At 38.4% G+C, this 23,282-nt stretch carries 22 protein-coding genes and 8 pseudogenes; 24 read left to right on the top strand and 6 right to left on the bottom strand.

Annotation, left to right across the window (positions count from 1 at the left end):
• Positions 1–31 precede the first annotated feature (31 nt).
• From AT575_RS06585 to AT575_RS06505, 17 genes and pseudogenes are all read left to right on the top strand, one after another.
• A complete protein-coding gene (locus AT575_RS06585; RefSeq protein ID WP_102777668.1) occupies positions 32–1,666 on the top strand; it encodes a putative polysaccharide biosynthesis protein in 1,635 nt (544 codons plus the stop codon).
• Between the two features lie 224 nt (positions 1,667–1,890).
• A pseudogene (gene upp / locus AT575_RS06580) lies at positions 1,891–2,519 on the top strand (uracil phosphoribosyltransferase).
• Positions 2,520–2,866: 347 nt separating this feature from the next.
• Positions 2,867–3,457, top strand: a complete 591-nt coding sequence (locus tag AT575_RS06575; RefSeq protein WP_102777667.1) for an ATP-dependent Clp protease proteolytic subunit — start codon at positions 2,867–2,869, stop codon at positions 3,455–3,457.
• A gap of 320 nt (positions 3,458–3,777) precedes the next feature.
• Positions 3,778–4,254: a YlbF family regulator gene (locus tag AT575_RS06570; protein WP_102777666.1), complete on the top strand. Its 477-nt coding sequence runs from the start codon at positions 3,778–3,780 to the stop codon at positions 4,252–4,254.
• On the top strand, positions 4,224–4,493 hold the full coding sequence (locus AT575_RS06565; RefSeq protein ID WP_102777665.1) for a YlbG family protein: 270 nt from the start codon (positions 4,224–4,226) through the stop codon (positions 4,491–4,493). Before AT575_RS06570 ends, AT575_RS06565 begins: the two co-directional genes overlap by 31 nt.
• A gap of 151 nt (positions 4,494–4,644) precedes the next feature.
• A pseudogene (locus tag AT575_RS06560) lies at positions 4,645–5,816 on the top strand (ABC transporter substrate-binding protein).
• 28 nt (positions 5,817–5,844) lie between these two features.
• A complete protein-coding gene (locus tag AT575_RS06555; RefSeq protein ID WP_102777664.1) occupies positions 5,845–6,714 on the top strand; it encodes a branched-chain amino acid ABC transporter permease in 870 nt (289 codons plus the stop codon).
• A 2-nt stretch (positions 6,715–6,716) separates the two neighbouring features.
• Positions 6,717–7,666 (top strand): annotated as a pseudogene (locus tag AT575_RS06550) (branched-chain amino acid ABC transporter permease).
• Positions 7,667–8,430: pseudogene (locus tag AT575_RS06545) on the top strand (ABC transporter ATP-binding protein).
• A pseudogene (locus AT575_RS06540) lies at positions 8,430–9,139 on the top strand (ABC transporter ATP-binding protein). Before AT575_RS06545 ends, AT575_RS06540 begins: the two co-directional pseudogenes overlap by 1 nt.
• A 58-nt stretch (positions 9,140–9,197) precedes the next feature.
• Positions 9,198–9,859: pseudogene (locus AT575_RS06535) on the top strand (CBS domain-containing protein).
• A gap of 84 nt (positions 9,860–9,943) precedes the next feature.
• Positions 9,944–10,573 (top strand): dTMP kinase, encoded by a 630-nt coding sequence (tmk, locus tag AT575_RS06530; protein WP_102777663.1) that lies wholly within the window; start codon positions 9,944–9,946, stop codon positions 10,571–10,573.
• A gap of 15 nt (positions 10,574–10,588) precedes the next feature.
• Entirely contained in the window at positions 10,589–11,464 is an 876-nt protein-coding gene (locus AT575_RS06525; RefSeq protein ID WP_102777662.1) for a DNA polymerase III subunit delta', read from the top strand.
• Positions 11,461–12,261: a regulatory iron-sulfur-containing complex subunit RicT gene (gene ricT, locus AT575_RS06520; RefSeq protein WP_102777661.1), complete on the top strand. Its 801-nt coding sequence runs from the start codon at positions 11,461–11,463 to the stop codon at positions 12,259–12,261. The genes AT575_RS06525 and ricT overlap by 4 nt, the downstream gene beginning before the upstream one ends.
• Before the next feature lie 7 nt (positions 12,262–12,268).
• A pseudogene (yabA, locus tag AT575_RS06515) lies at positions 12,269–12,579 on the top strand (DNA replication initiation control protein YabA).
• A gap of 1 nt (position 12,580) precedes the next feature.
• Positions 12,581–13,441, top strand: coding sequence for a 16S rRNA (cytidine(1402)-2'-O)-methyltransferase (rsmI, locus tag AT575_RS06510; RefSeq protein WP_102777660.1), 861 nt, complete (start codon positions 12,581–12,583; stop codon positions 13,439–13,441).
• A 166-nt stretch (positions 13,442–13,607) separates the two neighbouring features.
• Positions 13,608–14,003, top strand: a complete 396-nt coding sequence (locus AT575_RS06505; protein ID WP_102777659.1) for a DUF5684 domain-containing protein — start codon at positions 13,608–13,610, stop codon at positions 14,001–14,003.
• A 70-nt stretch (positions 14,004–14,073) separates the two neighbouring features.
• On the opposite strand, the gene AT575_RS06500 is transcribed toward AT575_RS06505, so the two are convergent.
• A complete protein-coding gene (locus AT575_RS06500) occupies positions 14,074–14,706 on the bottom strand; it encodes a copper homeostasis protein CutC (protein WP_102777658.1) in 633 nt (210 codons plus the stop codon).
• 117 nt (positions 14,707–14,823) lie between these two features.
• Between AT575_RS06500 and serC the strand changes: the two genes are divergently transcribed.
• The 5 genes and pseudogenes from serC to AT575_RS06475 all read left to right on the top strand — a co-directional run bounded on the left by serC (position 14,824) and on the right by AT575_RS06475 (position 18,613).
• Positions 14,824–15,921, top strand: a complete 1,098-nt coding sequence (gene serC, locus AT575_RS06495) for a 3-phosphoserine/phosphohydroxythreonine transaminase (RefSeq protein ID WP_102777657.1) — start codon at positions 14,824–14,826, stop codon at positions 15,919–15,921.
• Between the two features lie 32 nt (positions 15,922–15,953).
• Positions 15,954–16,508: a GNAT family N-acetyltransferase gene (locus tag AT575_RS06490; RefSeq protein WP_102777656.1), complete on the top strand. Its 555-nt coding sequence runs from the start codon at positions 15,954–15,956 to the stop codon at positions 16,506–16,508.
• Positions 16,509–16,557: 49 nt separating this feature from the next.
• A complete protein-coding gene (locus tag AT575_RS06485; RefSeq protein WP_102777655.1) occupies positions 16,558–17,733 on the top strand; it encodes a 3-phosphoglycerate dehydrogenase family protein in 1,176 nt (391 codons plus the stop codon).
• 48 nt (positions 17,734–17,781) lie between these two features.
• A pseudogene (locus tag AT575_RS06480) lies at positions 17,782–18,257 on the top strand (methylated-DNA--[protein]-cysteine S-methyltransferase).
• 2 nt (positions 18,258–18,259) lie between these two features.
• Positions 18,260–18,613, top strand: a complete 354-nt coding sequence (locus AT575_RS06475; protein WP_102777654.1) for an arsenate reductase family protein — start codon at positions 18,260–18,262, stop codon at positions 18,611–18,613.
• 32 nt (positions 18,614–18,645) lie between these two features.
• On the opposite strand, the gene AT575_RS06470 is transcribed toward AT575_RS06475, so the two are convergent.
• From AT575_RS06470 to AT575_RS06450, 5 genes are all read right to left on the bottom strand, one after another.
• Positions 18,646–19,548 (bottom strand): cation transporter, encoded by a 903-nt coding sequence (locus AT575_RS06470; RefSeq protein ID WP_102777653.1) that lies wholly within the window; start codon positions 19,546–19,548, stop codon positions 18,646–18,648.
• 147 nt (positions 19,549–19,695) lie between these two features.
• Entirely contained in the window at positions 19,696–20,112 is a 417-nt protein-coding gene (locus AT575_RS06465; protein ID WP_071793563.1) for a VOC family protein, read from the bottom strand.
• A gap of 21 nt (positions 20,113–20,133) precedes the next feature.
• A complete protein-coding gene (locus AT575_RS06460) occupies positions 20,134–20,508 on the bottom strand; it encodes a VOC family protein (protein WP_102777652.1) in 375 nt (124 codons plus the stop codon).
• A 163-nt stretch (positions 20,509–20,671) separates the two neighbouring features.
• Positions 20,672–21,334, bottom strand: coding sequence for a DNA alkylation repair protein (locus AT575_RS06455; protein WP_102777651.1), 663 nt, complete (start codon positions 21,332–21,334; stop codon positions 20,672–20,674).
• A 1-nt stretch (position 21,335) separates the two neighbouring features.
• Complete coding sequence (locus AT575_RS06450; RefSeq protein ID WP_102777650.1) at positions 21,336–22,163, bottom strand: exodeoxyribonuclease III; 828 nt, start codon at positions 22,161–22,163, stop codon at positions 21,336–21,338.
• Positions 22,164–22,335: 172 nt separating this feature from the next.
• Here AT575_RS06450 and AT575_RS06445 point away from each other — a divergent pair, with 172 nt between their 5' ends.
• Positions 22,336–22,614, top strand: a complete 279-nt coding sequence (locus AT575_RS06445; RefSeq protein ID WP_102777649.1) for an autorepressor SdpR family transcription factor — start codon at positions 22,336–22,338, stop codon at positions 22,612–22,614.
• Positions 22,604–23,236 carry an SdpI family protein gene (locus AT575_RS06440; protein WP_102777648.1) on the top strand — a complete coding sequence of 211 codons (633 nt, stop codon included), beginning with the start codon at positions 22,604–22,606 and terminating at the stop codon, positions 23,234–23,236. Before AT575_RS06445 ends, AT575_RS06440 begins: the two co-directional genes overlap by 11 nt.
• The last annotated feature ends 46 nt before the right edge of the window (positions 23,237–23,282 follow it).

Below are 23,282 nucleotides of genomic sequence, written 5' to 3'. Positions count from 1 at the left end.
AATAGTTCTATTATAAGAAGAAAGAATTGTTATGGATAAGAAGAAAAAAGAACTGACACAAGAAGAATTGATGTTACAGGGGACAGTCTGGTCGACAGCTAGTAACTTTATTAGCCGCTTGCTGGGTGTCATCTACATCATCCCATGGTTAATTTGGATGGACCAACATGCAACACAAGCCAATGCACTCTTTAATATGGGCTATAATGTATACGCCTATTTTTTGTTGATTTCAACAACTGGACTCAACGTTGCTATTGCTAAACAGGTTGCCAAATACAATTCCCTCAACCAAAAAGAACATAGCTACCAACTGATCCGCACAACCTTGAAATTAATGATCATTCTAGGTTTGATTTTCTCAATCACCATGTACCTGACCTCGCCTATTTTTTCAAGCATGTCAGGGTCGGATGGCCAACTCATTCCGATTATGCACAGCCTTTCCTTAGCTGTCTTTATCTTCCCGGTCATGAGTGTCATTCGGGGAATCTTCCAAGGGCACAATAATATTAAACCTTATGCTCTTAGTCAAATCGCTGAGCAGATTATCCGGGTTATTTGGATGTTAACAGCTACCTTCATGATTATGAAAATGGGTTCTGGGGATTACCTTCATGCCGTTACTCAGTCAACCTTTGCCGCCTTTATCGGGATGATTGCCAGTATGGCTGTTCTGGTATTCTACTTGGCCAAAGAGGGCTTATTGACAGCCATTCTTGCTAAGCCAAAACAGGATGTGCCAATCGACGCCAAAGGATTACTCTTTGAGACACTGAAAGAATCCATTCCTTTTATCATTATTGGTAGTGCCATCCAGGCCTTCCAGTTGATTGACCAATGGACCTACTCAAACACCATGCTGCTCTTTACCAATTACAGCAAAGAGCAACTCTTGATTCAATTTGGTTACTTTAATGCCAACCCAGCTAAGATCACCATGATTTTGATTGCCGTTGCAGCTTCAATTGGTGGTGTTGGGATTGCCCTCTTAACAGAGAATCACATGAAAAAGGATAAAAAGGCATCCGCAAAATTGATCATTAATAATATCGTCATGCTGATGATTTTCTTACTACCAGCTTTAACGGGTGCCATCATCTTAGCACGCCCACTTTATTCCGTTTTCTACGGCTTCAGTTCAGCAGAAGCCATTACCCTATTTAGAGCGGTTCTCTTACAAACCATCTTCCTAGCCCTTTATACTTTATTGGCTCCAATGCTACAGGCCCTCTTTGAAAATCGCAAAGCCCTATATTACTTTGCTTATGGGATTATGACTAAACTGGTTCTTCAGCTACCCCTAATTTACCTATTTCATGCTTATGGACCAATCTTAGCAACAGCCCTAGGTCTCTTGGTACCCGTTTACCTCATGTATAAACGCTTGCATCAAGTAACCAACTTTAACCGTAAGTTGCTCTACAAACAGATTGCATTAATTGCTATTTTAACAGCCATTATGGGAATTGTCGTAGCTATCAGTAATTGGCTGCTAGGCTTCGTCTTTGTGCCAACTGGACGCCTGTCAAGCGTCTTGTATCTCCTCATCATCGGTGCAATCGGAATTGTAGTCTATGGTTATTTAACCTTGGCGACTCATCAGCTAGATAAATTAATTGGCCATAAGGCAGAAAAACTGAGACAAAAATTGAGAATGAATTAACTGAATAGAAGAAAAGAACAGGCTGCCGCTTTAGAGTGGATTCTAACTGTTCTTTTTTTCATGAACCTGAAGCATTAGTTTTTAAGCAGAGCCATGGCTAGTTAGCTTTAAGTTTGAGCTTGATGTCTAAAGAAATTTCCTTAAAATGAAAAATTCCTCAGCAAAGAGCCATGATTTTTGGTATAATGTGTAAGGAAAAATATAGAAAGAAGGACATATCTACCATGGGAAAATGCCAAGTAATTTCACATCCACTTATTCAGCACAAACTATCAATTTTGCGCAGAGAGGATACTTCAACCAAAAATTTCCGCGAGTTAGTTAACGAAATTGCCATGTTGATGGGTTATGAAGTATCACGTGATCTTCCATTAGAGGACGTTGAAATTCAAACACCTGTTGCTAAAACTGTTCAAAAACAATTAACAGGGAAAAAATTAGCCATTGTTCCCATTCTTAGAGCCGGTATCGGAATGGTAGATGGATTCTTAAGTCTCGTACCAGCTGCCAAAGTTGGACACATCGGTATGTACCGTGATGAAGAAACTTTAGAACCAGTTGAATACTTGGTTAAACTTCCTGAAGATATTGATCAACGCCAAATTTTTGTTGTTGACCCAATGCTTGCGACAGGTGGTTCAGCAATCTTAGCTGTTGATTCATTGAAAAAACGTGGCGCAGCCAACATTAAATTTGTCTGCCTCGTAGCAGCTCCAGAAGGTGTTAAAAAATTACAAGAAGCCCATCCAGATGTTGATATCTTCACAGCAGCACTCGATGAAAAACTAAATGACCATGGCTACATCGTACCAGCCTTGGAGACGCTGGAGACAGATTGTTTGGGACTAAGTAAAAGTTCGGTGAACTTTTACTAAGGTGAGCCTAGAAATTGAGACGCGAACCAACATTCCTGTGGAACTGATTTCTTTCTCATTTCAAGGAAATCAGCATCAAAGCTTTCCCAAAGCTGTGCTCTATCCTGAGCCTAGAAATTGGGAAGCTAACCAATTAAGTATAAAAATAATAGGACAGGTCAAGACATATTGATCAGTTTTAAGCTTTCTAGTTTGTCTAGAAAGTTTTTTAAAAGCTATGTTTATTATTTGACCTAATTTGACCAAAAGATTATAATAAGGTCAGTCATAAAAAAATAGATTTGTGGGTACTTTATCCGCAAAGAGTTTTAGATAGGAGAAGTTTATGATTCCTGTAGTTATTGAACAAACAAGTCGTGGAGAACGCTCATATGACATTTATTCACGCTTATTAAAAGATCGTATTATTATGTTGACTGGTCCAGTGGAAGACAATATGGCCAACTCTATTATTGCCCAATTGTTATTCCTTGATGCTCAAGATAATACCAAAGATATTTACCTTTATGTTAATACACCTGGTGGTTCGGTTTCAGCTGGTTTAGCCATTGTTGATACTATGAACTTTATCAAGTCTGATGTCCAAACCATTGTTATGGGGATGGCAGCATCAATGGGAACAATCATTGCCTCATCTGGAACAAAAGGTAAACGTTTCATGTTACCAAATGCTGAATACTTGATTCACCAACCTATGGGTGGTGCTGGAAGCGGTACACAACAAACAGATATGGCTATTGTTGCAGAACAATTGCTAAAAACACGCAAACGCTTAGAAAAAATCTTAGCTGATAACTCAGGTAAGACCATCAAACAAATTCATAGAGACGCTGAACGTGATTACTGGATGGATGCTAAAGAAACACTTGAATATGGCTTCATCGATGAAATCATGGAAAACAATGAATTAAAATAGACCTTTAAACACTGAAATTGCTTTTCAGTGTTTTTTAACATAAATGTAATATTTTGAACCATTACTGTGAAAAACCCTATAAGTCAGGCTTTTTGCTTAAAATATTTTATATTTCTTATAAATTATTTTCCAACCTTAAAAAGACATAAAATACAGCATATGTTATAATAATACCTGTATCCAAACATCTAAAGATGATTTGGGGAGAGAGAAAAAGGGTATCATCTGGGGGATGATATCTTTTTCACCCTCTAAGAGATATTTAGTGGAAATGGTCTTTTGACTGCTAATAATGTTTCAATTTATGGTATAATCGACTTATGTTAGTCATTAACCAAGATCTTCTAGCTATTGATGATGCCATCGATAAGCTGGTAGAAGATATAAAGAAAACTGGGGAGTTTCAAAGCTATCTTGAGGTTAAAAGACATTTTATAAATGACCATAATCTCCAAAGAGAAATTGGTTCCTTTCAAAACTTAGTGAGAGAGTTTTCAGCTCAGGATAAATATGCCTCATATCAACCTGAAAGTAAGATGCTAAAAAAACAACTACTAGCTAAAAAAAGAGAGCTTGATTTAACCCCACTTGTGGTTGCTTTAAGACTTGCAGAAGTTGATTTGCAAGCTGTTTTAGCTCGCATTACTGATCAAGTTGCTCATCAAGTATCGGAAACCATTTATGTCGATAGTGGTCTGCCTTTAGCCAGTCGACACGAAAAAGTCTCACGAGGAATTTATCAAAATATTAAAGAAAAGGATATAGCATGTTTGAACGACAAAAAAGAGTTGGATTAATTGTCTATTTATATTACAACCGTGATGCACGAAAAGTCCAAAAATTTGGTGATCTGCATTACCATTCCAAAAAATCGCGTTATCTCGTTATATATGTCAATGATGAAGATGTTCAGGAAAAAGTAAAAGAAATTAGTAAATTTAAGTTTGTCAAAGAAGTGGTTGTATCTGAATTTGAATCATTAGACCATAACTTTGTCGGTAATTTACATCGTCAAGAAGAAATTGTTGCAGAATAAAGTAGTATAGAAGCTGGGAACACGGTATCCTGGCTTCTTTTTATTGCATAAGATACTAAGTCAAAAAAAACAAGTTCAAACTATTGACAATTTTCTGATAATTCTGTATTCTTAGATACATATTATTTTAGACTGTATGAGGAAATGCGACATGCCAAAGAAAATTCTAGCGACAGCTCTTAGCTGCTTAGCCCTTCTCGCCTTGACAGCTTGCGATGCGGCGCCTCCAAGTAGTACATCAAATGCCAAGGGAACTAAAATCGAAAAAACCATTAAAATTGGCTTAAACTTAGAATTAACTGGGCCGGTTTCGGCATATGGCTCAGCAGAAAAAGTTGGTGCATGATGGCAGTGGCGGAAATCAATCAGGCTGGTGGCGTCAATGGTAAAAAGCTAGAAATTGTTTCCAAAGATAATAAATCTGAAAATGCGGAATCCGCAACAGTAACGACTAGCTTGGCAACCCAAGACAATGTCAATGTCATTGTCGGACCAGCTACATCAGGAGCTGCTGCCGCAGCTTCACCAAATGCAACAGCCGCAGCAGTTCCTCTAATTACCCCATCAGGAACCCAAGATGACTTGACTATTGCAAAAGATGGAAAAACCTATGACTACATCTACCGGGCAACTTTTATTGACTCTTATCAAGGGGATGTCCTATCTAAATTTGCGACAGATCATTTAAAATCAAAAAAAGTGGCCCTCTTTTATGATAATTCAAGTGATTATGCTAAAGGGATTGCCAAACGCTTTAAGAAGGTTTACCAAGGAAAAATTGTCTCAGAGTCAACCTATCAATCAGGGGATACCGATTTCCAATCAGCCCTAACCAAAATCAAAAATCAAGATTTTGACAGCATAATCATGCCAGGTTATTACCAAGAAACAGGAACCATTATTAAGCAGGCGCGTGAGATGGGAATTAGTGTACCGATTGTTGGTCCGGATGGTTTTGCGGACGCTAAACTAGTAGAATTGGGTGGTAAAGACAACGTCACTAATGTCTATTATCTCTCAGGCTACTCAGAATCCATTTCTAAAAAAGCAGCCGCCTTCGCCAAACATTATAAAAAGCGTTATGGGCAAGAACCTTCTATGTTCGCAGCCCTAGCTTACGACTCTGTCTATATGGCAGCGGAAGCTGCAAAAGACGCTAAGAGTTCTAAAGACATCTCAAAAGGGATTGCTAAATTGCAGAACTTTGAAGGGGTGACAGGAACCATGTCGGTCGATAAGAAGCATAATCCGATTAAATCAGTTACCGTTATTGGTTTGACCAAAGGAAAAGAAAGCTCAACTACAGTTATCGCTGCTGATTAAAAGTATAAGAAGAAAGATGGGTAGATAAATGCTACAACAACTTGTCAATGGCCTTATTTTGGGCAGTGTCTATGCCCTTTTGGCTCTGGGTTACACCATGGTCTATGGCATCATTAAATTAATCAACTTTGCCCATGGGGATCTCTTTATGATGGGAGCCTTTATTGGCTACTTTCTCATTAATAGTTTCCATCTCAATATTTTCGTGGCATTGCTCTTGACCATGTTGATTACAGCTTGCCTAGGTATGCTGATTGAGTTCTTGGCCTATCGTCCATTGCGAAACTCTACGAGAATTGCTGCGCTGATCACCGCCATCGGCGTTTCCTTTCTCCTAGAATACGGGATGGTTTATCTCGTTGGAGCAGAGGCAAGGGCCTTTCCACAGGCCTTAAAAACGGTTAAATACACATTGGGACCTGTAAGCATCAGTAACGTTCAGCTGATTATCTTATTTGTTTCGCTAATCCTAATGTTAGGTTTGCAGTTTATTGTCAAACAAACCAAAATGGGCAAGGCCATGCGGGCGGTTTCTGTCGATAGCGATGCCGCCCAACTAATGGGGATCAACGTGAATTCAACTATTAGCTTCACCTTTGCTTTAGGCTCTGCTTTAGCTGGAGCTGCGGGTGTTCTGATTGGCTTATATTACAATTCAATTAACCCTTTGATGGGAATGACACCAGGAATCAAAGCCTTCGTCGCAGCGGTTCTGGGTGGAATTGGGATTATCCCTGGCGCTGCCCTAGGTGGCTTCATGATAGGTCTTATTGAAACCATTTCGGTTACTCTTGGTTTCTCTAGTTACCGTGACGCCATTGTTTATGCAGTCTTAATTATCATTTTATTAATAAGACCTGCAGGGCTATTAGGCAAAAATATTAAGGAGAAGGTGTAAGGATGACGAAAAATATCAAATCCATAACTGCTTGGTTTGCCATTATTGTGCTAACCTTTATCGTCCTTTCTTTTTTAATTGGTAGTGGGATTTTGGGACCTTATTATGTGCAAATTTTGATGGGGATTGGAATCTCAATCATTATGGCCATGGGAACCAATTTGGTTCTCGGCTATTCTGGTCAATTCCCACTTGGTCAGGCTGGTTTTATGGCCATTGGAGCTTATGCAACAGCCATTTTTACCAATTATATGCCAACCTATGTCGGTTTTTATATTTCTATGTTATTGGGTGTTTTAGTTGCTGGCATTATTGCAGTTCTTGTTGGTTTTCCAACCCTTCGTCTGAAAGGTGATTATCTAGCTATTGCGACCTTAGGAGTTGCGGAAATTATTCGAATTGCCATTGTTAATGGTGGTGAAGTGACTAATGGTGCTGCTGGTTTAACAGGTATTCTTCGCTATACAACATGGCCAGTTGTTTTTATCTTTGTGGTATTAATTGCTCTGTTGATTCTTAACTTTTTAAGGTCTTCAACGGGACGCCAAGTGATTTCCATTCGTGAAGATGAAATTGCTGCTGAATCAATGGGTGTAAACACAACTAAGATTAAAGTGATGACTTTCGCTTTGGCTGCTATGACAGCAAGTATTGCCGGTTCTCTATATGTTGGTTACATCGGTACAGTTGTTCCCAAAGACTTTACTATTATGCGGTCTATTGATTACCTCATTATTGCTGTATTAGGTGGTCTTGGTTCAATGACTGGAACCATCGTGGCAGCTATTGTCCTAGGTGCCTTAAATATGTATCTCCAAAATTTCTCCGATATTCGGATGATCATCTATTCTTTAGCTCTCATCTTAGTAATGGTCTTTAGACAGGTGGACTCTTAGGGACTAAAGAATTGAAATTGTCAGAATTCTTTAATAAGCAAAAGGAGGGCAAGTAAATGGCACTTCTTGAAGTATCACATTTAAGCAAACATTTTGGTGGTTTGACTGCTGTTGGCGATGTAACCATGGAACTAAATGCTGGTGAATTAGTTGGTTTAATTGGACCAAATGGCGCGGGCAAAACCACACTGTTTAACCTATTAACAGGAGTTTATGTTCCAAGTGAGGGAACCGTTACGCTTGATGGAACGGTTCTCAATGGCAAAACACCCTATAAAATTGCCTCTTTAGGCTTATCTAGAACTTTTCAAAATATCCGTTTATTCAAGGATATGACTGTTCTAGACAATGTCTTAATCGGCTTAGCCAATCAAGAAAAAAGCAACCTGCTTGCAAGTGTTTTACGCTTACCAAGTTTCTATCAGAAAGAGGCGGAGCTAAAAGAAAAAGCATTGAACTTATTAGCCATCTTCAACTTAGACCAAGAGGCAGATAGCTAGCGCGTAATCTCCCATATGGACAACAAAGACGTTTGGAAATCGTTCGTGCACTTGCTACAAAGCCCAAAATTCTCTTTTTAGATGAACCAGCAGCAGGCATGAACCCACAAGAAACAGCTGACTTAACAGCTCTTATTCGTCAAATCAAAAATGATTTTGGCATGACCATCATTTTAATTGAACATGATATGTCCTTAGTCATGGAAGTGACGGAACGCATCTATGTCTTAGAATACGGCCGTTTAATCGCCCATGGGACACCAGAAGAAATCAAAAATAATCAGCGGGTTATTGAAGCTTACTTGGGAGGAGAACTCTAATGCCAATGTTATCAGTTGACCATTTATCCATTAATTATGGCGCTATTGAAGCTGTCAAAGATGTTTCCTTCACAGTTGAAGAAGGTGAAGTTGTGACCCTTATCGGTGCTAATGGAGCCGGCAAAACCTCAATCTTGCGCTCCATTTCGGGACTTGTGAGACCAAGCCAAGGGAGAATCTCTTTTCTAGGTCAAGATATTCATAAAACCCCTGCTCGGAAAATTGTTTCTTTAGGCTTATCACAAGTACCAGAAGGCCGTCATGTTTTTTCTGGCTTGACCGTAATGGAAAACTTAGAAATGGGAGCCTTTCTGATGAAAGATAAGGCAGAAAATCAAAAAACCTTAAAAATGATTTTCGACCGTTTCCCCCGTTTAGAAGAACGTAAAAACCAAGATGCTGCAACACTATCAGGTGGTGAGCAACAAATGTTAGCCATGGGAAGGGCTTTGATGAGCAAGCCCAAGTTATTGCTCCTAGATGAACCATCAATGGGTCTGGCTCCTATCTTTATCAATGAAATTTTTTCCATTATCCAGGATATCCAAAAACAAGGAATGACTGTCTTGTTAATCGAGCAAAATGCCAATAAGGCTTATCCATTGCCGACCGTGCCTATGTTTTAGAGACTGGCAAGCTAGTATTATCTGGTAAGGGATCAGAACTTTTAGAGTCAGATCAAGTCAAAAAAGCTTATTTAGGTGGCTAGGGTCTAAGTCATTTGAAGCATGATATACTATTTATAGAAAAAGAAGTGAGGAAGTTTTATGGCTGTCAAAGATTATATGACCAAGGATGTCATTACTATTACCCCTGAAACCCGTGTTGCCCAAGCAGCAGATATTATGCGCGATCAAGATGTTCGCCGTCTTCCAGTTTTGGATAATGGCAAATTGGTTGGCCTGGTAACGGCTGGAACCATGCTGATGCAACGCCATCAAAAGCAACAAGTCTTTCTATCTATGAAATGAACTACCTGCTTAACAAAACCAAAATTAAAGATATCATGCTAAAAAAGGTCATCACTATTGGTCCGGATGCCAGTTTAGAAGATGCCATCTATCTGATGTTGGAGCATAAAATTGGTGTTCTACCTGTTATGCATGAGGAAAAACTTTGTGGTATTATTACCGACCGAGATGTTTTTAAGGCTTTTTTACATGTTTCAGGTTATGGAATGCAGGGTACTCGAATCGTATTAGAGGCTGATAATGAAGTTGGTATCTTAGCTAAAGTAGCAGAATCCATTTCCAAAGCTAACCTCAATATCGGTCGCATTGTCGCGGATAGTCGTGCAACTGGCAAAACAGTTGTGGAAATTCAAATCGACGGCCAATGTAACCAAGAAAGTCTTAGCCAGGCCTTAGCTGATACAGGGGTAACCATTATTTCTGTAACTCCAACAGAGATTAAAGCTGACCTCAACTAAAGAATTCACTGCCTTTACCAAAGGCAGTATTTTTTTTAGCTAATTTTTGGTAAAATAGTAATAATAAAAAATAAAGGAATCCATATGTCAAAAGGTAAATTAATCACATTCGAAGGTCCAGACGGTGCTGGGAAGACAACTGTTCTTGAAGCTATCATTCCATTATTAGAAAAAACCGTTCATCAGGATATTATGACGACTCGGGAACCAGGTGGAGTAGCCATTGCCGAAAGCATCAGGGAAGTCATTTTGGATGTCAATAATACGGCTATGGATGCTAAAACGGAACTCTTACTTTATATCGCAGCTAGACGGCAGCATTTGATGGAAAAAGTCCTACCAGCTTTAGAAGCTGGAAAGATTGTTCTCGTTGATCGCTTCATTGATAGCTCAGTTGCCTACCAAGGAAGTGGTCGTGGTCTTGAAAAGAAGGATATTCAATGGTTAAATGACTTTGCTACAGATGGTCTTAAACCAGATTTAACCCTATATTTTGATGTTACGGCTGAGGTTGGCTTAGCACGGATAGCCCAAAATAAAGACCGGGAAGTTAACCGTTTAGATTTAGAAAAAGTGGATATGCATTATCAGGTTCGCAATGGTTATTTACAGTTAGCCAAAGAAAACCCTGAGCGTATTGTGACTATCGATGCTTCAAAACCACTGGATCAAGTGATTGCGCAAGCTATTGCCATCATCCAAGAACAACTATAAAAAAAGGAGGATAGGATGACTGTTGAACAATTAGCACCCCAGGCTTTTGCCTCTTTTACTCAAATTCTTGCTAAAAAACGCCTCAATCATGCCTATCTCTTTGTCGGTGATTTCGCCAATTTGGATATGGCCCTTTATCTGGCTCAAGCAGTATTTTGTCAAGAGACCCAAGCAGGACTGCCTTGTGGCCACTGTCGCGCATGTCAGTTGATTGCAGCTAGAGAATTTTCGGATGTGACCTTATTAGAACCTAGTGGTCAGGTCATTAAAACAGAAGCGGTTAAGGAAATGATGAAGAACTTTTCGCGAACGGGATATGAGAGTGAAAAACAAGTCTTCATTATCAAGGATAGTGAAAAAATGCACGTTAATGCAGCAAACGCCCTCTTAAAATATATTGAGGAGCCGCAAAGCGATTCATACATCTTTTTGCTAACCAATGATGACAATTTGGTTTTACCAACGATTAAGAGTCGGACGCAAATTTTTCATTTCCCCAAAAATGAAGCTCTTTTATCGCAACAGGCTCAGGAAGCGGGTTCTTTAAAAAGTCAGGCAGATATGCTAGCAAAATTAGCTAAAAATCCAAGTGACCTAGTTGAACTCCTTAAAGATCCAAAATTGTTAGAGTGGATGACCATATGCCAGCGCTTTATTGGCCATTTACTTAAAAATCAGGATCAGGCTTATTTAGAAGTAAGTCGCCTGGTTAGTATTGCACCCGAGAAGAAAGACCAAGACGTCATATTAAAACTCTTAACATTTTACTTAGCTGCTGAGTATGGTCAGGATAGAGCCATGCATTATCTAGATGGACTCTTTTTGGCCAGACAAATGTGGCAGAGTAATGTTTCTTTTCAAAATACATTAGAATTTATGGTGTTATCATGATTAGTACAATTGGTGTTCGCTTTGCAGAGTCACCTGCAACAAAATATGTCAAAACACAAAGAGATTATCCCCTAGACACATGGTTAGTCGTTAAGGAAGGTAAGGGCAATCAATTGGTTCAAGTTACTAAAACAATGAAAGCATTCAAAGAAAGTAACTTACCTAAAGATATGCCAGAGGTTATTCGTCTGGCGAACGACATGGATAAAAAAGCTTTCTTGGCTAACCAGAATTTTGCCGAAAATTCTAAGGATCAGGTTCGCGACCTAATTGAGCAAAATCAGTTGGATATGAAATTAATTGACATCTTTTTTCCTTTGGATAGAAATTATGTCTTAATTACATTTTCAGCAGAAGAACGGGTTGATTTCCGTCAACTATTGAAAGATTTAGCTGCGCTTTTTAGAACACGCATTGAATTGAGACAACTCAATAGTCGTGAAGAAGCAAAGGTCTATGGGGGCATTGGTCCTTGTGGACGCCCTATCTGTTGTTCTAGCTTTTTAGGAGAATTTCCGACCGTATCGATTAAGATGCTAAAAAACCAAAGTTTATCCTTAAACTCTGGCAAAAATATAGGGTATTGTGGGCGTCTCTTATGCTGTCTCCAGTATGAAGATGAGTTTTATACTGACAGCAAGAAAAAATTTCCTGATTATGGTTCTACTGTTCAAACAGATCAAGGACCAGGTCGGGTTGTGGGCATCAATATTTTTGACGATACCCTAAAAATTATGGTAGACGAAAAACAAACCGTTTTAACCTATCCATTAGAGGAGGTAAGTATTGGTAAATAAAAGAGAAATGTTTGATGCATTTGATGGATTTTCACAAAATCTAATGATTACCTTGCTGAAAGTGAAGCCATTAAAAAACAAGTTCAAGCATTACTAGAAGAAAATACAGTATTACAAATTGAAAATAATAAATTGCGGGAACGCTTGAATCAACTGGAAAATGAACCAGTGGTTAAGTCTACAACCAAACATGGAAAAGATCATTTGGAAGACATCTATGATGAAGGTTTTCACATTTGCAATTTTTTCTATGGGCAAAGGCGTGAGAATGATGAAGAATGCATGTTTTGCCGTGAACTACTAGATAGAAAGATATAAGATGCAGATCCAAAAAAGCTTTAAAGAGCAAAAGACATCAGGAAGCCTTTATCTGGTACCAACACCAATTGGTAATCTCCAAGATATGACCTATCGGACTGTACAAACCCTGAAAGAAGTTGATTTTATCTGTGCAGAAGATACCCGTAATACCGGAATTCTTTTAAAACATTTTGACATCACTAGTAAACAGATTGCTTTTCATGAACATAATGCATTTGAGAAAATTCCCCAGTTAATCACCTTATTAAAAGAAGGACACAACTTGGCGCAAGTTTCTGATGCCGGTATGCCTTCAATCTCTGATCCAGGTCACGACTTGGTCAAAGCTGCTATTGCTGAAGACTTGACAGTGGTTGCCCTCCCAGGTGCTTCGGCCGGAATTACGGCTTTGATTGCTAGTGGTCTAGCCCCTCAACCCCATATTTTTTATGGTTTTTTACCGCGTAAAGCTGGACAGCAAAAAGCTTTTTTCCAAGAGAAAGTAGCTTACCCAGAAACACAAATTTTCTATGAATCTCCCTATCGGGTGGCAGACACCCTTTCAAATATGTTGAGCATTTACGGTGACCGCCAAGTTGTTTTAGTCAGAGAATTGACTAAAATCTACGAAGAATACCAAAGGGGAAGTATTTCAGAACTCATAGAATCCATTAGTGAAAAACCACTTAAAGGAGAGTGTTTACTAATTGTTTCAGGTTTTGACCAAGACTTGAATGACCATGAAACAGACATTGATTATCTGGCTTTAATTGCATCAGAAATTGAGGCCGGTAAAAAGCCAAATCAAGCTATCAAAGAAATTGCTAAAAAATATCAATTAAATAGACAAGAATTATACCAGACTTATCATAATAGTTGATAAAAACCGAACAATAAAACTCTAATTTTCTAAAAATTAGATTTTTTCTATTAAAAATGAGTTCCTTACAAAAGTATTACAAAAAAAACGTATGGTTTTCATTGAAATTTTGTTATAATAAAAGTGTACAAGATGTACAGATTTATGGAAACGAGGATTCTAAGAGATGACAAATGATGAAGCAGGACTATATGCTGTACTAGCTGTTTATGGTTTCATGTTTATTTTAGTATTAATTTCATTACTACTTCAAGTGATTGGCAACTGGCGTTTATTTGAAAAAGCAGAACAACCAGGCTGGTATGCATTAATTCCAATTTTAGGTGGTTTTACAAAACACAAAATTACCTTTGGTGAAGGCAATAAATGGCTTTACTTTATTGGTTGGGCAATTGCTATTTATTATTCTTATACGCAATTTTGTTTTGTTCGTGCCTTTGGAGGCTCTAAAGGATTAGCTGTAGTAAGTCTTTTCTTCCCAGGAATTGCAACCTTAGTGCTTGCTTTTGGTAAATCATACCATGAAAAGAATTACCATCCAGTTGAGCATATGATTAAATAATTAAAGAAAGCTCACACAAGAGCTTTCTTTTTGTTTTTTGTATTGGTATTCATTATAACTCTAGCCGTATTTAAACAATCTTGGTTCCATGAACAATTGGAGTTCCAATCATTAGGCTAAGTTCTTCAGCATTTTCAGCTGTCACACCGCCCCCAATCATGATTTCAATGCGCTGGTCAGCATGGGTTACTAAATCCTTAAGATGCTCAATATTTTCCATGATATCATTGCTTTCAGGATTGCCATGGATTAGAATGCGAACAAAACCAAAGTCGACTAAGTCATCCATTGCAGCTTTTTGGTCTTGAACCGGAATCTGATCAAAAGCCATGTGGAAAACTAAAGGAAGTCCTTGACAAGCAGGAAGAAGTTGTTCAATAGCATCAGTGTCTAATTGCTGATTATCCGTTAAGCAACCCAAAACTAAGGCATCAGAACCAGCTTCGATTGCCTTAAGAATATCTTCTTCCATGGCTCTTAATTCAAGGTCGTTATATACGAAATCGCCTCCTCGTGGACGAATCATTGTAGCAACAGAGATGGATTTTTCATGGAGTAAGGTACAAGCTTCTTTGATAACACCGTATGAAGGCGTCGTTCCACCAACGGCTAAATTATCACAAAGTTCTACTCGATTGACTTGATGATCTCCTAAGCCACTTAAATGTGTTAAATTTTCGGCACAAAATTCTTTTATTAACATGATTTTCCTCCTAATCTGTTTTATTATACCATTTTTACGGGCTGAAGGAAGACAGGTAATCTTTGTAAAATTCTGATAATTATGCTATACTTTCAATTATTATACGGAGGTGTATTTATGACAATTTACAATTTTTCTGCAGGTCCTGCAGTATTGCCAAAAACCGTTCTAGAAAAAGCGCAAGCTGAAATGCTAGACTACCGCTCCAGTGGAATGAGTGTTTTAGAGTTGTCGCACCGATCCAAAGAATTCGCTGACATTATTAAGGAAGCTGAAGCCTTGCTTCGAGAATTAATGGCTATCCCTGATAATTATAAAGTCCTCTTCCTTCAAGGGGGAGCATCGACCCAGTTTACCATGATTCCTTTGAATCTAGCTCAAGGCAAAAAAGCCTATTATCATGTCGCAGGTTCTTGGGGCAAAAAAGCCTACACAGAAGCACTTAAACTGGCAAAATCAATTCCAATGCAGCCAGAACTTTTAGCCTCTTCTGAAGAACACAAGTTCAGCTTTATCCCCCTTTATGATAGCTCTGCTATTGACCCAGAAGCAGCCTATGTCCATATCACAACTAATAATACCATTGAAGGGACAGCCATTTATGACTTACCAGATACTAATGGTGTCCCAATTGTTGCAGATATGTCATCTAATATTTTAGCTGTTCGTTATCAGGTTGACCAATTCGGTATGATTTATGCTGGGGCACAAAAAAATATTGGTCCTGCTGGGGTCACAGTTGTTATCATACGTGAGGATCTTTTAAATAAAGAGCCGGTTTTATCGAGTATGTTGGACTATTCTATTCAAGCTAAAGCTGAATCCCTTTATAACACGCCACCAGTTTATAGCATTTATATTGCAAAATTGGTCTTTGAATGGATTAAGGAATTGGGTGGCTTAGATCAAATGGAAGTGGTTAACCGAGAGAAAGCTGGGTTATTATACACTTATATTGAACAGTCGCCTTTTTATAATAATCCTGTCAAAAATCCTCGGGAACGTTCTATTGCTAATATTCCCTTCACGACGCCTAGCGAGAAATTAGACCAAAAATTTGTTAAAGAAGCGGAAACTAAAGGCTTTAAGAATATTAAAGGTCACCGCAGTGTTGGTGGTATGAGAGCCAGTATTTATAATGCCTTCCCTAAAGAAGGAGTTGTGGCCTTGATTGACTTTATGAAGGAATTTGAAAGTCATAACACCTATAAATAGTAATAAAAAAGAATGAGAGAAGAAAAAGCTTTATGGACATTAGATTAGCTTTTCCAAATGAAGTTGGCCCAATCATGACAATTATTGAAGGGGCAAAAGAAGTTATTGCCGCTTATGGTAGTGATCAGTGGCAAGATGGCTACCCCAATGCAGAAGTTATCATTGATGATATTATCAAGGGGCAGGGCTATGTTGCCTTGGTTGAAAACCAAATTGTGGCTTATGCTGCGGTTATTTATGGTAATGAAGAAGCCTATAATGCCATTTATGATGGCCAATGGTTAAATGATCATAAGGACTATATTACCTTCCATCGGATTGCGGTGGCTAAAAATAGCCAAGGTCAGGCTTTAGCTCAAACCTTTTTACAAGGATTGATTGAAGGACATGAGCAAAGAGATTTTCGTTGTGATACGCATGAAAAAAATCTAGCCATGCAACATATCATGACTAAGCTTGGTTTTAACTATTGTGGGAAAGTGCCTTTAGCTGGTGTCCGTCTAGCTTATCAAAAAATTAAAGAAGAGCATGAAAAGGCTAGCTACCAAGAGATTAATGAAGATAGTCGCTATGGTGGCAGTTATTAAGGTGCTTTAAGGAAGGAGTGCTGGACAGCATTGTCCAGCCATTTCACAAATGGTATACAGTGTTAAAACATATAATAATATTAATCAAATAGGCTTGAAGGAGTTAGGAAATAAGTTTCAAATTGATGGAGACTTAGCTACTAATCCTGATGCCTACATTTTACGTAGTGAAAACTTACATGGTCAGACTTTTCCTGACAATTTAAAAGCTATCGCAAGAGCAGGAGCAGGAACCAATAATATTCCAATTGACCAAGCCAGTGCGGCAGGAATTGTTGTTTTTAATACCCCTGGGGCAAACGCTAACGCGGTCAAAGAAGCTGTCTTAGCTGGCATTCTCATGTCAGCGCGTGATTATATTTCTGCCAATCAATGGACAAACCTTTTAAAAGGTGATGACGTTAGTCAACAAGTTGAGGCCGGTAAGAAACAATTTGCTGGGTCAGAAATTTCTGGTAAAACACTTGGAGTTATTGGGCTTGGAGCTATTGGTGCAAGGATTGCTAATGACGCTTACCGTTTAGGTATGAATGTTTTGGGCTATGATCCTTATGTTTCTATTGAAACGGCTTGGAATATTTCAAGTCATGTCCAAAGGGTTGATGACTTGAAAGAGATTTTTGCGAAGTCGGATTACATTACAGTTCATGTTCCTTTGACAGAAGCTACAAAAGATACCTTCAATGCTGAAAGTTTTGCTCTGATGGCAAAAGGTACAACCATTATCAATTTTGCCCGGGCTGAATTAGTTAATAATGCTGATTTGTTTGATGCCCTTGAAACAGGTGTGGTCAAACGGTATATCACCGACTTTGGTAGTCGGGAACTTTTAAATAAGGAAAACATCACGGTCTTTCCCCATGTTGGAGGATCAACTGAGGAGGCGGAATTAAACTGTGCCATTATGGCAGGACAGACAATCCGTCGTTTTATGGAAACAGGTGAAATTACCAATTCAGTTAATTTTCCAAATGTCCATCAAGCTTTAACAGCACCTTATCGGATTACCCTTATCAATAAAAATGTCCCAAATATCGTTGCTAAAATTTCGACAGCTGTATCCAACTTGAACATTAATATTGATAATATTATTAACCGGTCAAAAGGTGATTATGCATACACCCTCTTAGACTTGGATGAATGCAATGGTCAAAAAATTGATCAATTAGTGGCAGATTTTAAAGCCAGTGAAAATATTATCCGTGTTCGCTTAATTACTAAATAAAGGACAGCCTTGAATGACCTCAAGGCTTGCTTTATCAAGAGGAATAAGATGACTTTATATAAGACTATTTATCAGTCTCTGCTAGGTCCTATCTCTTTAATTGCGGATGATTCAGCCCTAATTGGAGCCTGGTTTCTCAATCAAAAATACTTTGAAGATGGAATAAAGCAAGTTCCACTGGAGGAAGTCAATGCGCCCTTAGCAGCGGCTTGTCAATGGTTGGATGCTTATTTTAACCAGGAAAAGCTACTGCCGCTGATTTTATTGCTTTAAAAGGGACCGACTTTCGCCAGCGGGTTTGGACCTATTTGCAGACTATTCCCTATGGGGAAACAATAACCTACGGTCAAATAGCTAAGGATTTGAACTGCAAGTCGGCTCAGGCGGTCGGGGGAGCGGTTGGTCATAATCCCTTAAGCATTTTTGTGCCCTGCCATCGCGTTCTGGGATCCCAGGGTCAATTAACAGGTTATGCCGGTGGCCTTGATAAAAAAATCTGGCTATTAGAAAAGGAGAAAGGATAGACATGTACACGTTTTATGAATACCCAAAATGTTCCACTTGTCGAAAAGCCAAGGCAGATTTGAAGCAGTATATCTCCGATTTTGAGACGGTCGATATCAAGACCACACCTCCTAAGGCAGAGCTTTTGAAGGAGTGGATGGAGACTTCAGACTTCACCATGAAGAATTTTTTCAACACCAGTGGTAACTCTTACAAAGAAATGGGTCTTAAGGATAAGATTGACGATTTATCAATTGGAGAAGCAGCTCACATACTATCCCAAGATGGCATGTTAATCAAACGTCCCATTTTAGTTAAGGATAACCAAGTCCTCCAAATTGGGGCTCGTAAACCCTACGGAGAATTATTTAAGTAAAAAAAGAAGTTTGGATTTTTCCTAACTTCTTTTTAGAAAACAAATTCTAGATGAATTTGATCAAATTTTTTGCGTAAATGATTCAATAAATCTGCCTTTTTCAAAGCAAACTGTTTGATAATGTGATGACTTTCAAGATCTAAAATTAATATTCTGACGTTTATTTGCATTCCTTGTTTATGAACAAAAATGTCATAATCATCTTGATATTCCTTTAGATGGTGATTAACGACATAAACGATTGCTTCTTCAAGTTTATCATTTTGAACTGTTGAATAGGCAAATTCTTTAAAGGAATGGATTAATATCGTTAGAGGCTCTTTAAAGGAAAGTAGCACTAATATTACCGTGATAAAAAAATCACCTGTGTAATGGAAAAAGCCCAGTTGTCCATCTTGACTGATGAACTTTAGTAGAAAAACGGTTATTCCGATACCAATGGAGATAAGACCGTCAACTAAATTTGCCTTGCTTTCAGCATGTAAAATTGTACTAAGATTATTGATTGCCTTATTTTTTCGATGGTTATAGTAGGAAAGGACGAAGCAAATTATACCTGTAATAATTGTATAAGGTAAAACGGGTCCCGTGTGGATGAGTTCACCTTCACCATATGTAAAATATGAATAAGCGACTGCGCCACTTTCAAGAAGTGCAATCAGCAGTAACATTAAAGTAGCTATTGATTTTAATACTCCAAATAATGGCTCCAAGAAATAGAGACCCCTAGGAAAATTGTCAGTTTTTTTGTGGCTATTTTTACTAATATAGACAGCAGCAATCGAAGAAACAAGTCCAATGACTGAAAAGACACTATCTAGTAAAAGTGCGTTTAATCCCGTGATAATATAAATAAAAATACCTGCGAAAGCATTAATACCATTGACAATTGAAGAGATTAATAATGCCTTTTTTTCTATTTTTTTGTAATTCATTTGTCCTCCTATATTAATAATTATAATATTATTATATCATGAGAAAATTAAAAAAACAAAAGTGACTCTTAAAGCTCTACTTGAAGAAGTCTCTTTTAGACAAAATAATAAAAGAAGTTAGGATTCTATTCCTAACTTCTTTTTGGATTAGTTTGCAAGTTCTGTATTGATTTGCCACATGATACCGAATTGGTCGATAAAGTTAGCGTAGGCTGGGCTCCAGAACATTTCTTGGAGTTCCATAACGATTTCTTGAGCATTTACGGTTAATTTAGCATATAGTTCTTGAGCTTCTTCAATGCTATCAACGATAAGTGCTGCAGACATGTTACCACCAGCTTTGTATTCAAAATCAGGATTTTCATCTGATAATTGAAGACGGATGCCATTGAATTCCATTTGTGCGTTCATGACAAGGTCTTCGCGATCTTTAGGGCAATCTGGAACACCGTCTTTCCAGAACATTAAATTAGTGATTTCAGCATTGAAAGCGTCTTTGTAGAATTCAACAGCTTCTTTACCATTACCATTTGTAACTAAGTAGACATTTAGTGCAGTGACCATGTGTTTTCTCCTTTTAGAAAATTAAATTGTTTGACGAACAGCGATGTAGTTGCCTTCGCTATCTTGGAAAGTAAAGTGAACCATACCTTGATATTCCATGATTGGATTAGTAGCAACTCCGTTTTCAGTTAAGGTTTTGTATTCAGCTTCTAAGTCATCAGTTTCAAAAAGAAGTGATGGGAAGCCAATGTTCATTCCTGGGTTTGCTTGAGCAACCATATCTTTGTTGTGGATTCCAAATTTTGTTGCTGAATCAAGTGATGGGGCAACTTCAAAAGATTTGAAGCCTTCTGAGTCAGCTTGGTCAGTAATGACAAAGCCCATTTTTTCAGTCCAAAAAGTCATTGCAGCTTCAGTGTCATTAACATAAAGCATGGTTGTAGATTTAGAAATCATTTCGTTTCTCCAATTATTAATATATAGTGATAAGTTATTATAGCTTTACTTGCTTAAATTGACAAAATATTTGACTTAAAAAAACAGCTTTTTAAAGATGGAAGTATCGAATAGGTTTTGAAAAGAAAAAAGCATTACCAAAAAACTTGATAATGCTTAGCCTTTAGAGATATTTACTGGCTTCTCTGATTGAAAGTGGTGCCATTTGACTTTGATGTTCGTTGACAAACTCCCGCACCCAGTCAGGATTGGTCTTCGAATAATCTCGTAAACTCCAACCAATGGCTTTATTGATGAAGAATTCTGACGACCCCAGATTGTTCAAAATAATAGCAGCCAAAAGTTCCGGCTTGGTTTTGTCCTTTTTGCCCAACTGATGATCAATGGCTATGCGTCGCAACCAGAAATCTTCTGACAGCGAGAGCTCCAACATGAATGCATCCCGTCTAGAATCCTCAATGCTGCCCAAAATGTGGTCAAAATGGTCGATGGAATCCCACCACTGATTGCTGGTGGCATAGGTTAAAAGTTTGGGAACATGGTCGAAGCTCAGCCATTTAGCCAAAGCTTTTAGATAATCACAGACAAAGTAGTGCATTTCCCTTTTGGGACTAGCCCAAGCAAGGTCCAACAACTGCCAGTCGATGGTCTTAGCTTTTTTGTCTGCCGCGATGATGTCTTTGTAAATCAGGCGACGAGGTCCAGCTGGAATGCCATAAAAGTCAAAATGGTTTTTCATATAGGCAGCCATTTTTTCAGCTTGTCCAGCTTCAGCATGTCCGGCCATGCGCTTTTCAAGTAGGTCAAATTTTTCTTGGCTTGTCATCTTAGAGGTCAATTTCAAGGAGAATAGGGGTGTGGTCTTGACGAGTCCCTGAGTCTAACATTTCAGACTTTAGAACTTTGTCAGCCACACGGTTTGAGGTTAACCAGTAGTCAATTCTCCAGCCGGTGTTGTTGATTTTGCTGGTTTTGCTACGTTGTGCCCACCAGGTGTAGACGTTTGGAACATCACCATGGAGGTGGCGGAAGGTATCGGTGAAGCCCTTGCCTAAAAGCATGGTAAAGCCAGCACGTTCTTCATCGGTAAAGCCAGCTGAACGGCGGTTGCTGGCTGGGTTTGCCAAGTCGATTTCATTGTGGGCAACGTTATAGTCACCAGTCGCTAAGACTGGTTTTTGGGCATCTAACTCTGCCAAGTATTCTGCATATTTAATATCCCAAAGTTGACGGTCTTCAAGACGTTTTAAAGCATCTCCAGCATTTGGTGTATAAACTTGGGTAACAAAGCAATCATCAAACTCAAGCGTGATAATCCGACCTTCAGCATCCATTGTTGAAGGTGCTCCAATTTCAGGGAAAGAAACAATTGGGTTTAGTTCTTTTTTATAGAGGAACATGGTTCCGGCATAGCCTTTACGGGCAGGTTCAACGGATGAGCGCCAAACGTGAACGTAGTCAGGGAAATAGCTTTCGATAATTTCCATGTGTTTTTTAGTAGGGCCAGTTGCTGATAATTTTGTTTCTTGAATAGCAATAATGTCAGCGTCTTGGGCAACTAAAGTATCGATAACAGCTCGTGAAAGCAGTGCGCGTGGTGATTCGCCGGTCAAGGCTGCGTTTAAGGAATCAATATTCCAGGAAATTAGTTTCATTTTGAATCTCTTTCTGTCTTAAGATAAGTCTATTCTAGCAAAAAAGGCTTTATCAAGCGAATTTTCACACCTTTAAAATCTATTTTGATTTTTTTCGAAATAGCTCTTGCTTTTTAGCTTGGGAGTGCTATAATCTATTTAGAAATATTTCGAAATAGAAGGAGGTTGGCCAATGGGCTTCGCAGAAACTTTTAAGGCTTTATCCGATCCGGTTCGCCGGGAAATTCTCAATCTCTTAAAAGATGGTGAGTGGTCAGCAGGTGACATAGCCAAGCAATTTGATTTGGCACAGGCTTCAGTTTCTTATCACTTAAACATCTTGAAAAAAGCCAATTTGATTGAGGAAAATAAGGTTAAAAATTTTATTTATTATGAGATTAACACCTCGGTCTTAGAGGATGTCATGGTTTGGTTATCAGATTTAAAAGGAGATAAGAATAATGACAATTAATAAAAAACGCTTGTTAGTGACTAGTTTTGTTACCCTATTACCAATTTTAATTGGCTTGCTTTTATGGAAGCAATTACCAGATAAAGTACCGACCCATTTTGATTTTTCTGGTAAAGCTGATGATTATTCCGATAAGACGTTTGCCGTCATTTTCTTACCCTTATTTTTGTTAGTTATACATCTCTTTGTGGTTTGGATGGTCTCTAAGGACCCTAAATCGGCCCGTCTTGGTAAGATGGCTGCTTTAGTTTATTGGATTGTCCCAGCTATTTCATTATTTGTACAGAGCATGGTCTTCTTTGCAGCCGCTGGCTCTGGCCATGGCATGACTCTCAACGTCAACGTCTTTATGGGGCTCTTTTTCTTGGTTCTCGGCAACTATTTACCAAAAATTCGTCAAAACTATACTGTAGGGATCCGAGTTCCTTGGACCTTAAATAATGAGTATAACTGGAATAAAACGCATCGGTTAGCGGGAAAAGTTTGGGTGATTGGTGGTTTGTTACTGTTTATACTTGGCCTCTTAAATGTTGCCAACGGTTTTGTTTTTGCAGTCACTCTAATCCTGATGTTTGCTTTTCCTATTATTTATTCTTATCACCTTTATAAAAATGGTAATTGAGAAATCCCTTTCATAATGTGCTATAATAAAAAATAATACATTTTTA

It is taken from the genome of Streptococcus penaeicida, assembly GCF_002887775.1.
GTDB lineage: Bacteria > Bacillota > Bacilli > Lactobacillales > Streptococcaceae > Streptococcus > Streptococcus penaeicida.
Note: the sequence above shows the minus strand (reverse complement) of the source record. Positions and strands in the feature narration are given on the sequence as shown.

Bases quoted from the DNA above. Each gene is read 5' to 3' on its own strand.
- AT575_RS06565 (WP_102777665.1), top strand. From the start codon at position 4,224: ATGTTTGAACGACAAAAAAGAGTTGGATTAATTGTCTATTTATATTAC.
- AT575_RS06445 (WP_102777649.1), top strand. From the start codon at position 22,336: ATGGGCTTCGCAGAAACTTTTAAGGCTTTATCCGATCCGGTTCGCCGG.
- serC (WP_102777657.1), top strand. From the start codon at position 14,824: ATGACAATTTACAATTTTTCTGCAGGTCCTGCAGTATTGCCAAAAACC.
- rsmI (WP_102777660.1), top strand. From the start codon at position 12,581: ATGCAGATCCAAAAAAGCTTTAAAGAGCAAAAGACATCAGGAAGCCTT.
- tmk (WP_102777663.1), top strand. From the start codon at position 9,944: ATGTCAAAAGGTAAATTAATCACATTCGAAGGTCCAGACGGTGCTGGG.
- AT575_RS06440 (WP_102777648.1), top strand. From the start codon at position 22,604: ATGACAATTAATAAAAAACGCTTGTTAGTGACTAGTTTTGTTACCCTA.
- AT575_RS06585 (WP_102777668.1), top strand. From the start codon at position 32: ATGGATAAGAAGAAAAAAGAACTGACACAAGAAGAATTGATGTTACAG.
- AT575_RS06490 (WP_102777656.1), top strand. From the start codon at position 15,954: ATGGACATTAGATTAGCTTTTCCAAATGAAGTTGGCCCAATCATGACA.
- AT575_RS06500 (WP_102777658.1), bottom strand. From the start codon at position 14,706: ATGTTAATAAAAGAATTTTGTGCCGAAAATTTAACACATTTAAGTGGC.
- AT575_RS06525 (WP_102777662.1), top strand. From the start codon at position 10,589: ATGACTGTTGAACAATTAGCACCCCAGGCTTTTGCCTCTTTTACTCAA.
- AT575_RS06485 (WP_102777655.1), top strand. From the start codon at position 16,558: ATGGTATACAGTGTTAAAACATATAATAATATTAATCAAATAGGCTTG.
- AT575_RS06450 (WP_102777650.1), bottom strand. From the start codon at position 22,163: ATGAAACTAATTTCCTGGAATATTGATTCCTTAAACGCAGCCTTGACC.
- AT575_RS06460 (WP_102777652.1), bottom strand. From the start codon at position 20,508: ATGATTTCTAAATCTACAACCATGCTTTATGTTAATGACACTGAAGCT.
- AT575_RS06555 (WP_102777664.1), top strand. From the start codon at position 5,845: ATGCTACAACAACTTGTCAATGGCCTTATTTTGGGCAGTGTCTATGCC.
- AT575_RS06505 (WP_102777659.1), top strand. From the start codon at position 13,608: ATGACAAATGATGAAGCAGGACTATATGCTGTACTAGCTGTTTATGGT.
- AT575_RS06455 (WP_102777651.1), bottom strand. From the start codon at position 21,334: ATGACAAGCCAAGAAAAATTTGACCTACTTGAAAAGCGCATGGCCGGA.
- AT575_RS06465 (WP_071793563.1), bottom strand. From the start codon at position 20,112: ATGGTCACTGCACTAAATGTCTACTTAGTTACAAATGGTAATGGTAAA.
- AT575_RS06470 (WP_102777653.1), bottom strand. From the start codon at position 19,548: ATGAATTACAAAAAAATAGAAAAAAAGGCATTATTAATCTCTTCAATT.
- ricT (WP_102777661.1), top strand. From the start codon at position 11,461: ATGATTAGTACAATTGGTGTTCGCTTTGCAGAGTCACCTGCAACAAAA.
- AT575_RS06570 (WP_102777666.1), top strand. From the start codon at position 3,778: ATGTTAGTCATTAACCAAGATCTTCTAGCTATTGATGATGCCATCGAT.
- AT575_RS06575 (WP_102777667.1), top strand. From the start codon at position 2,867: ATGATTCCTGTAGTTATTGAACAAACAAGTCGTGGAGAACGCTCATAT.
- AT575_RS06475 (WP_102777654.1), top strand. From the start codon at position 18,260: ATGTACACGTTTTATGAATACCCAAAATGTTCCACTTGTCGAAAAGCC.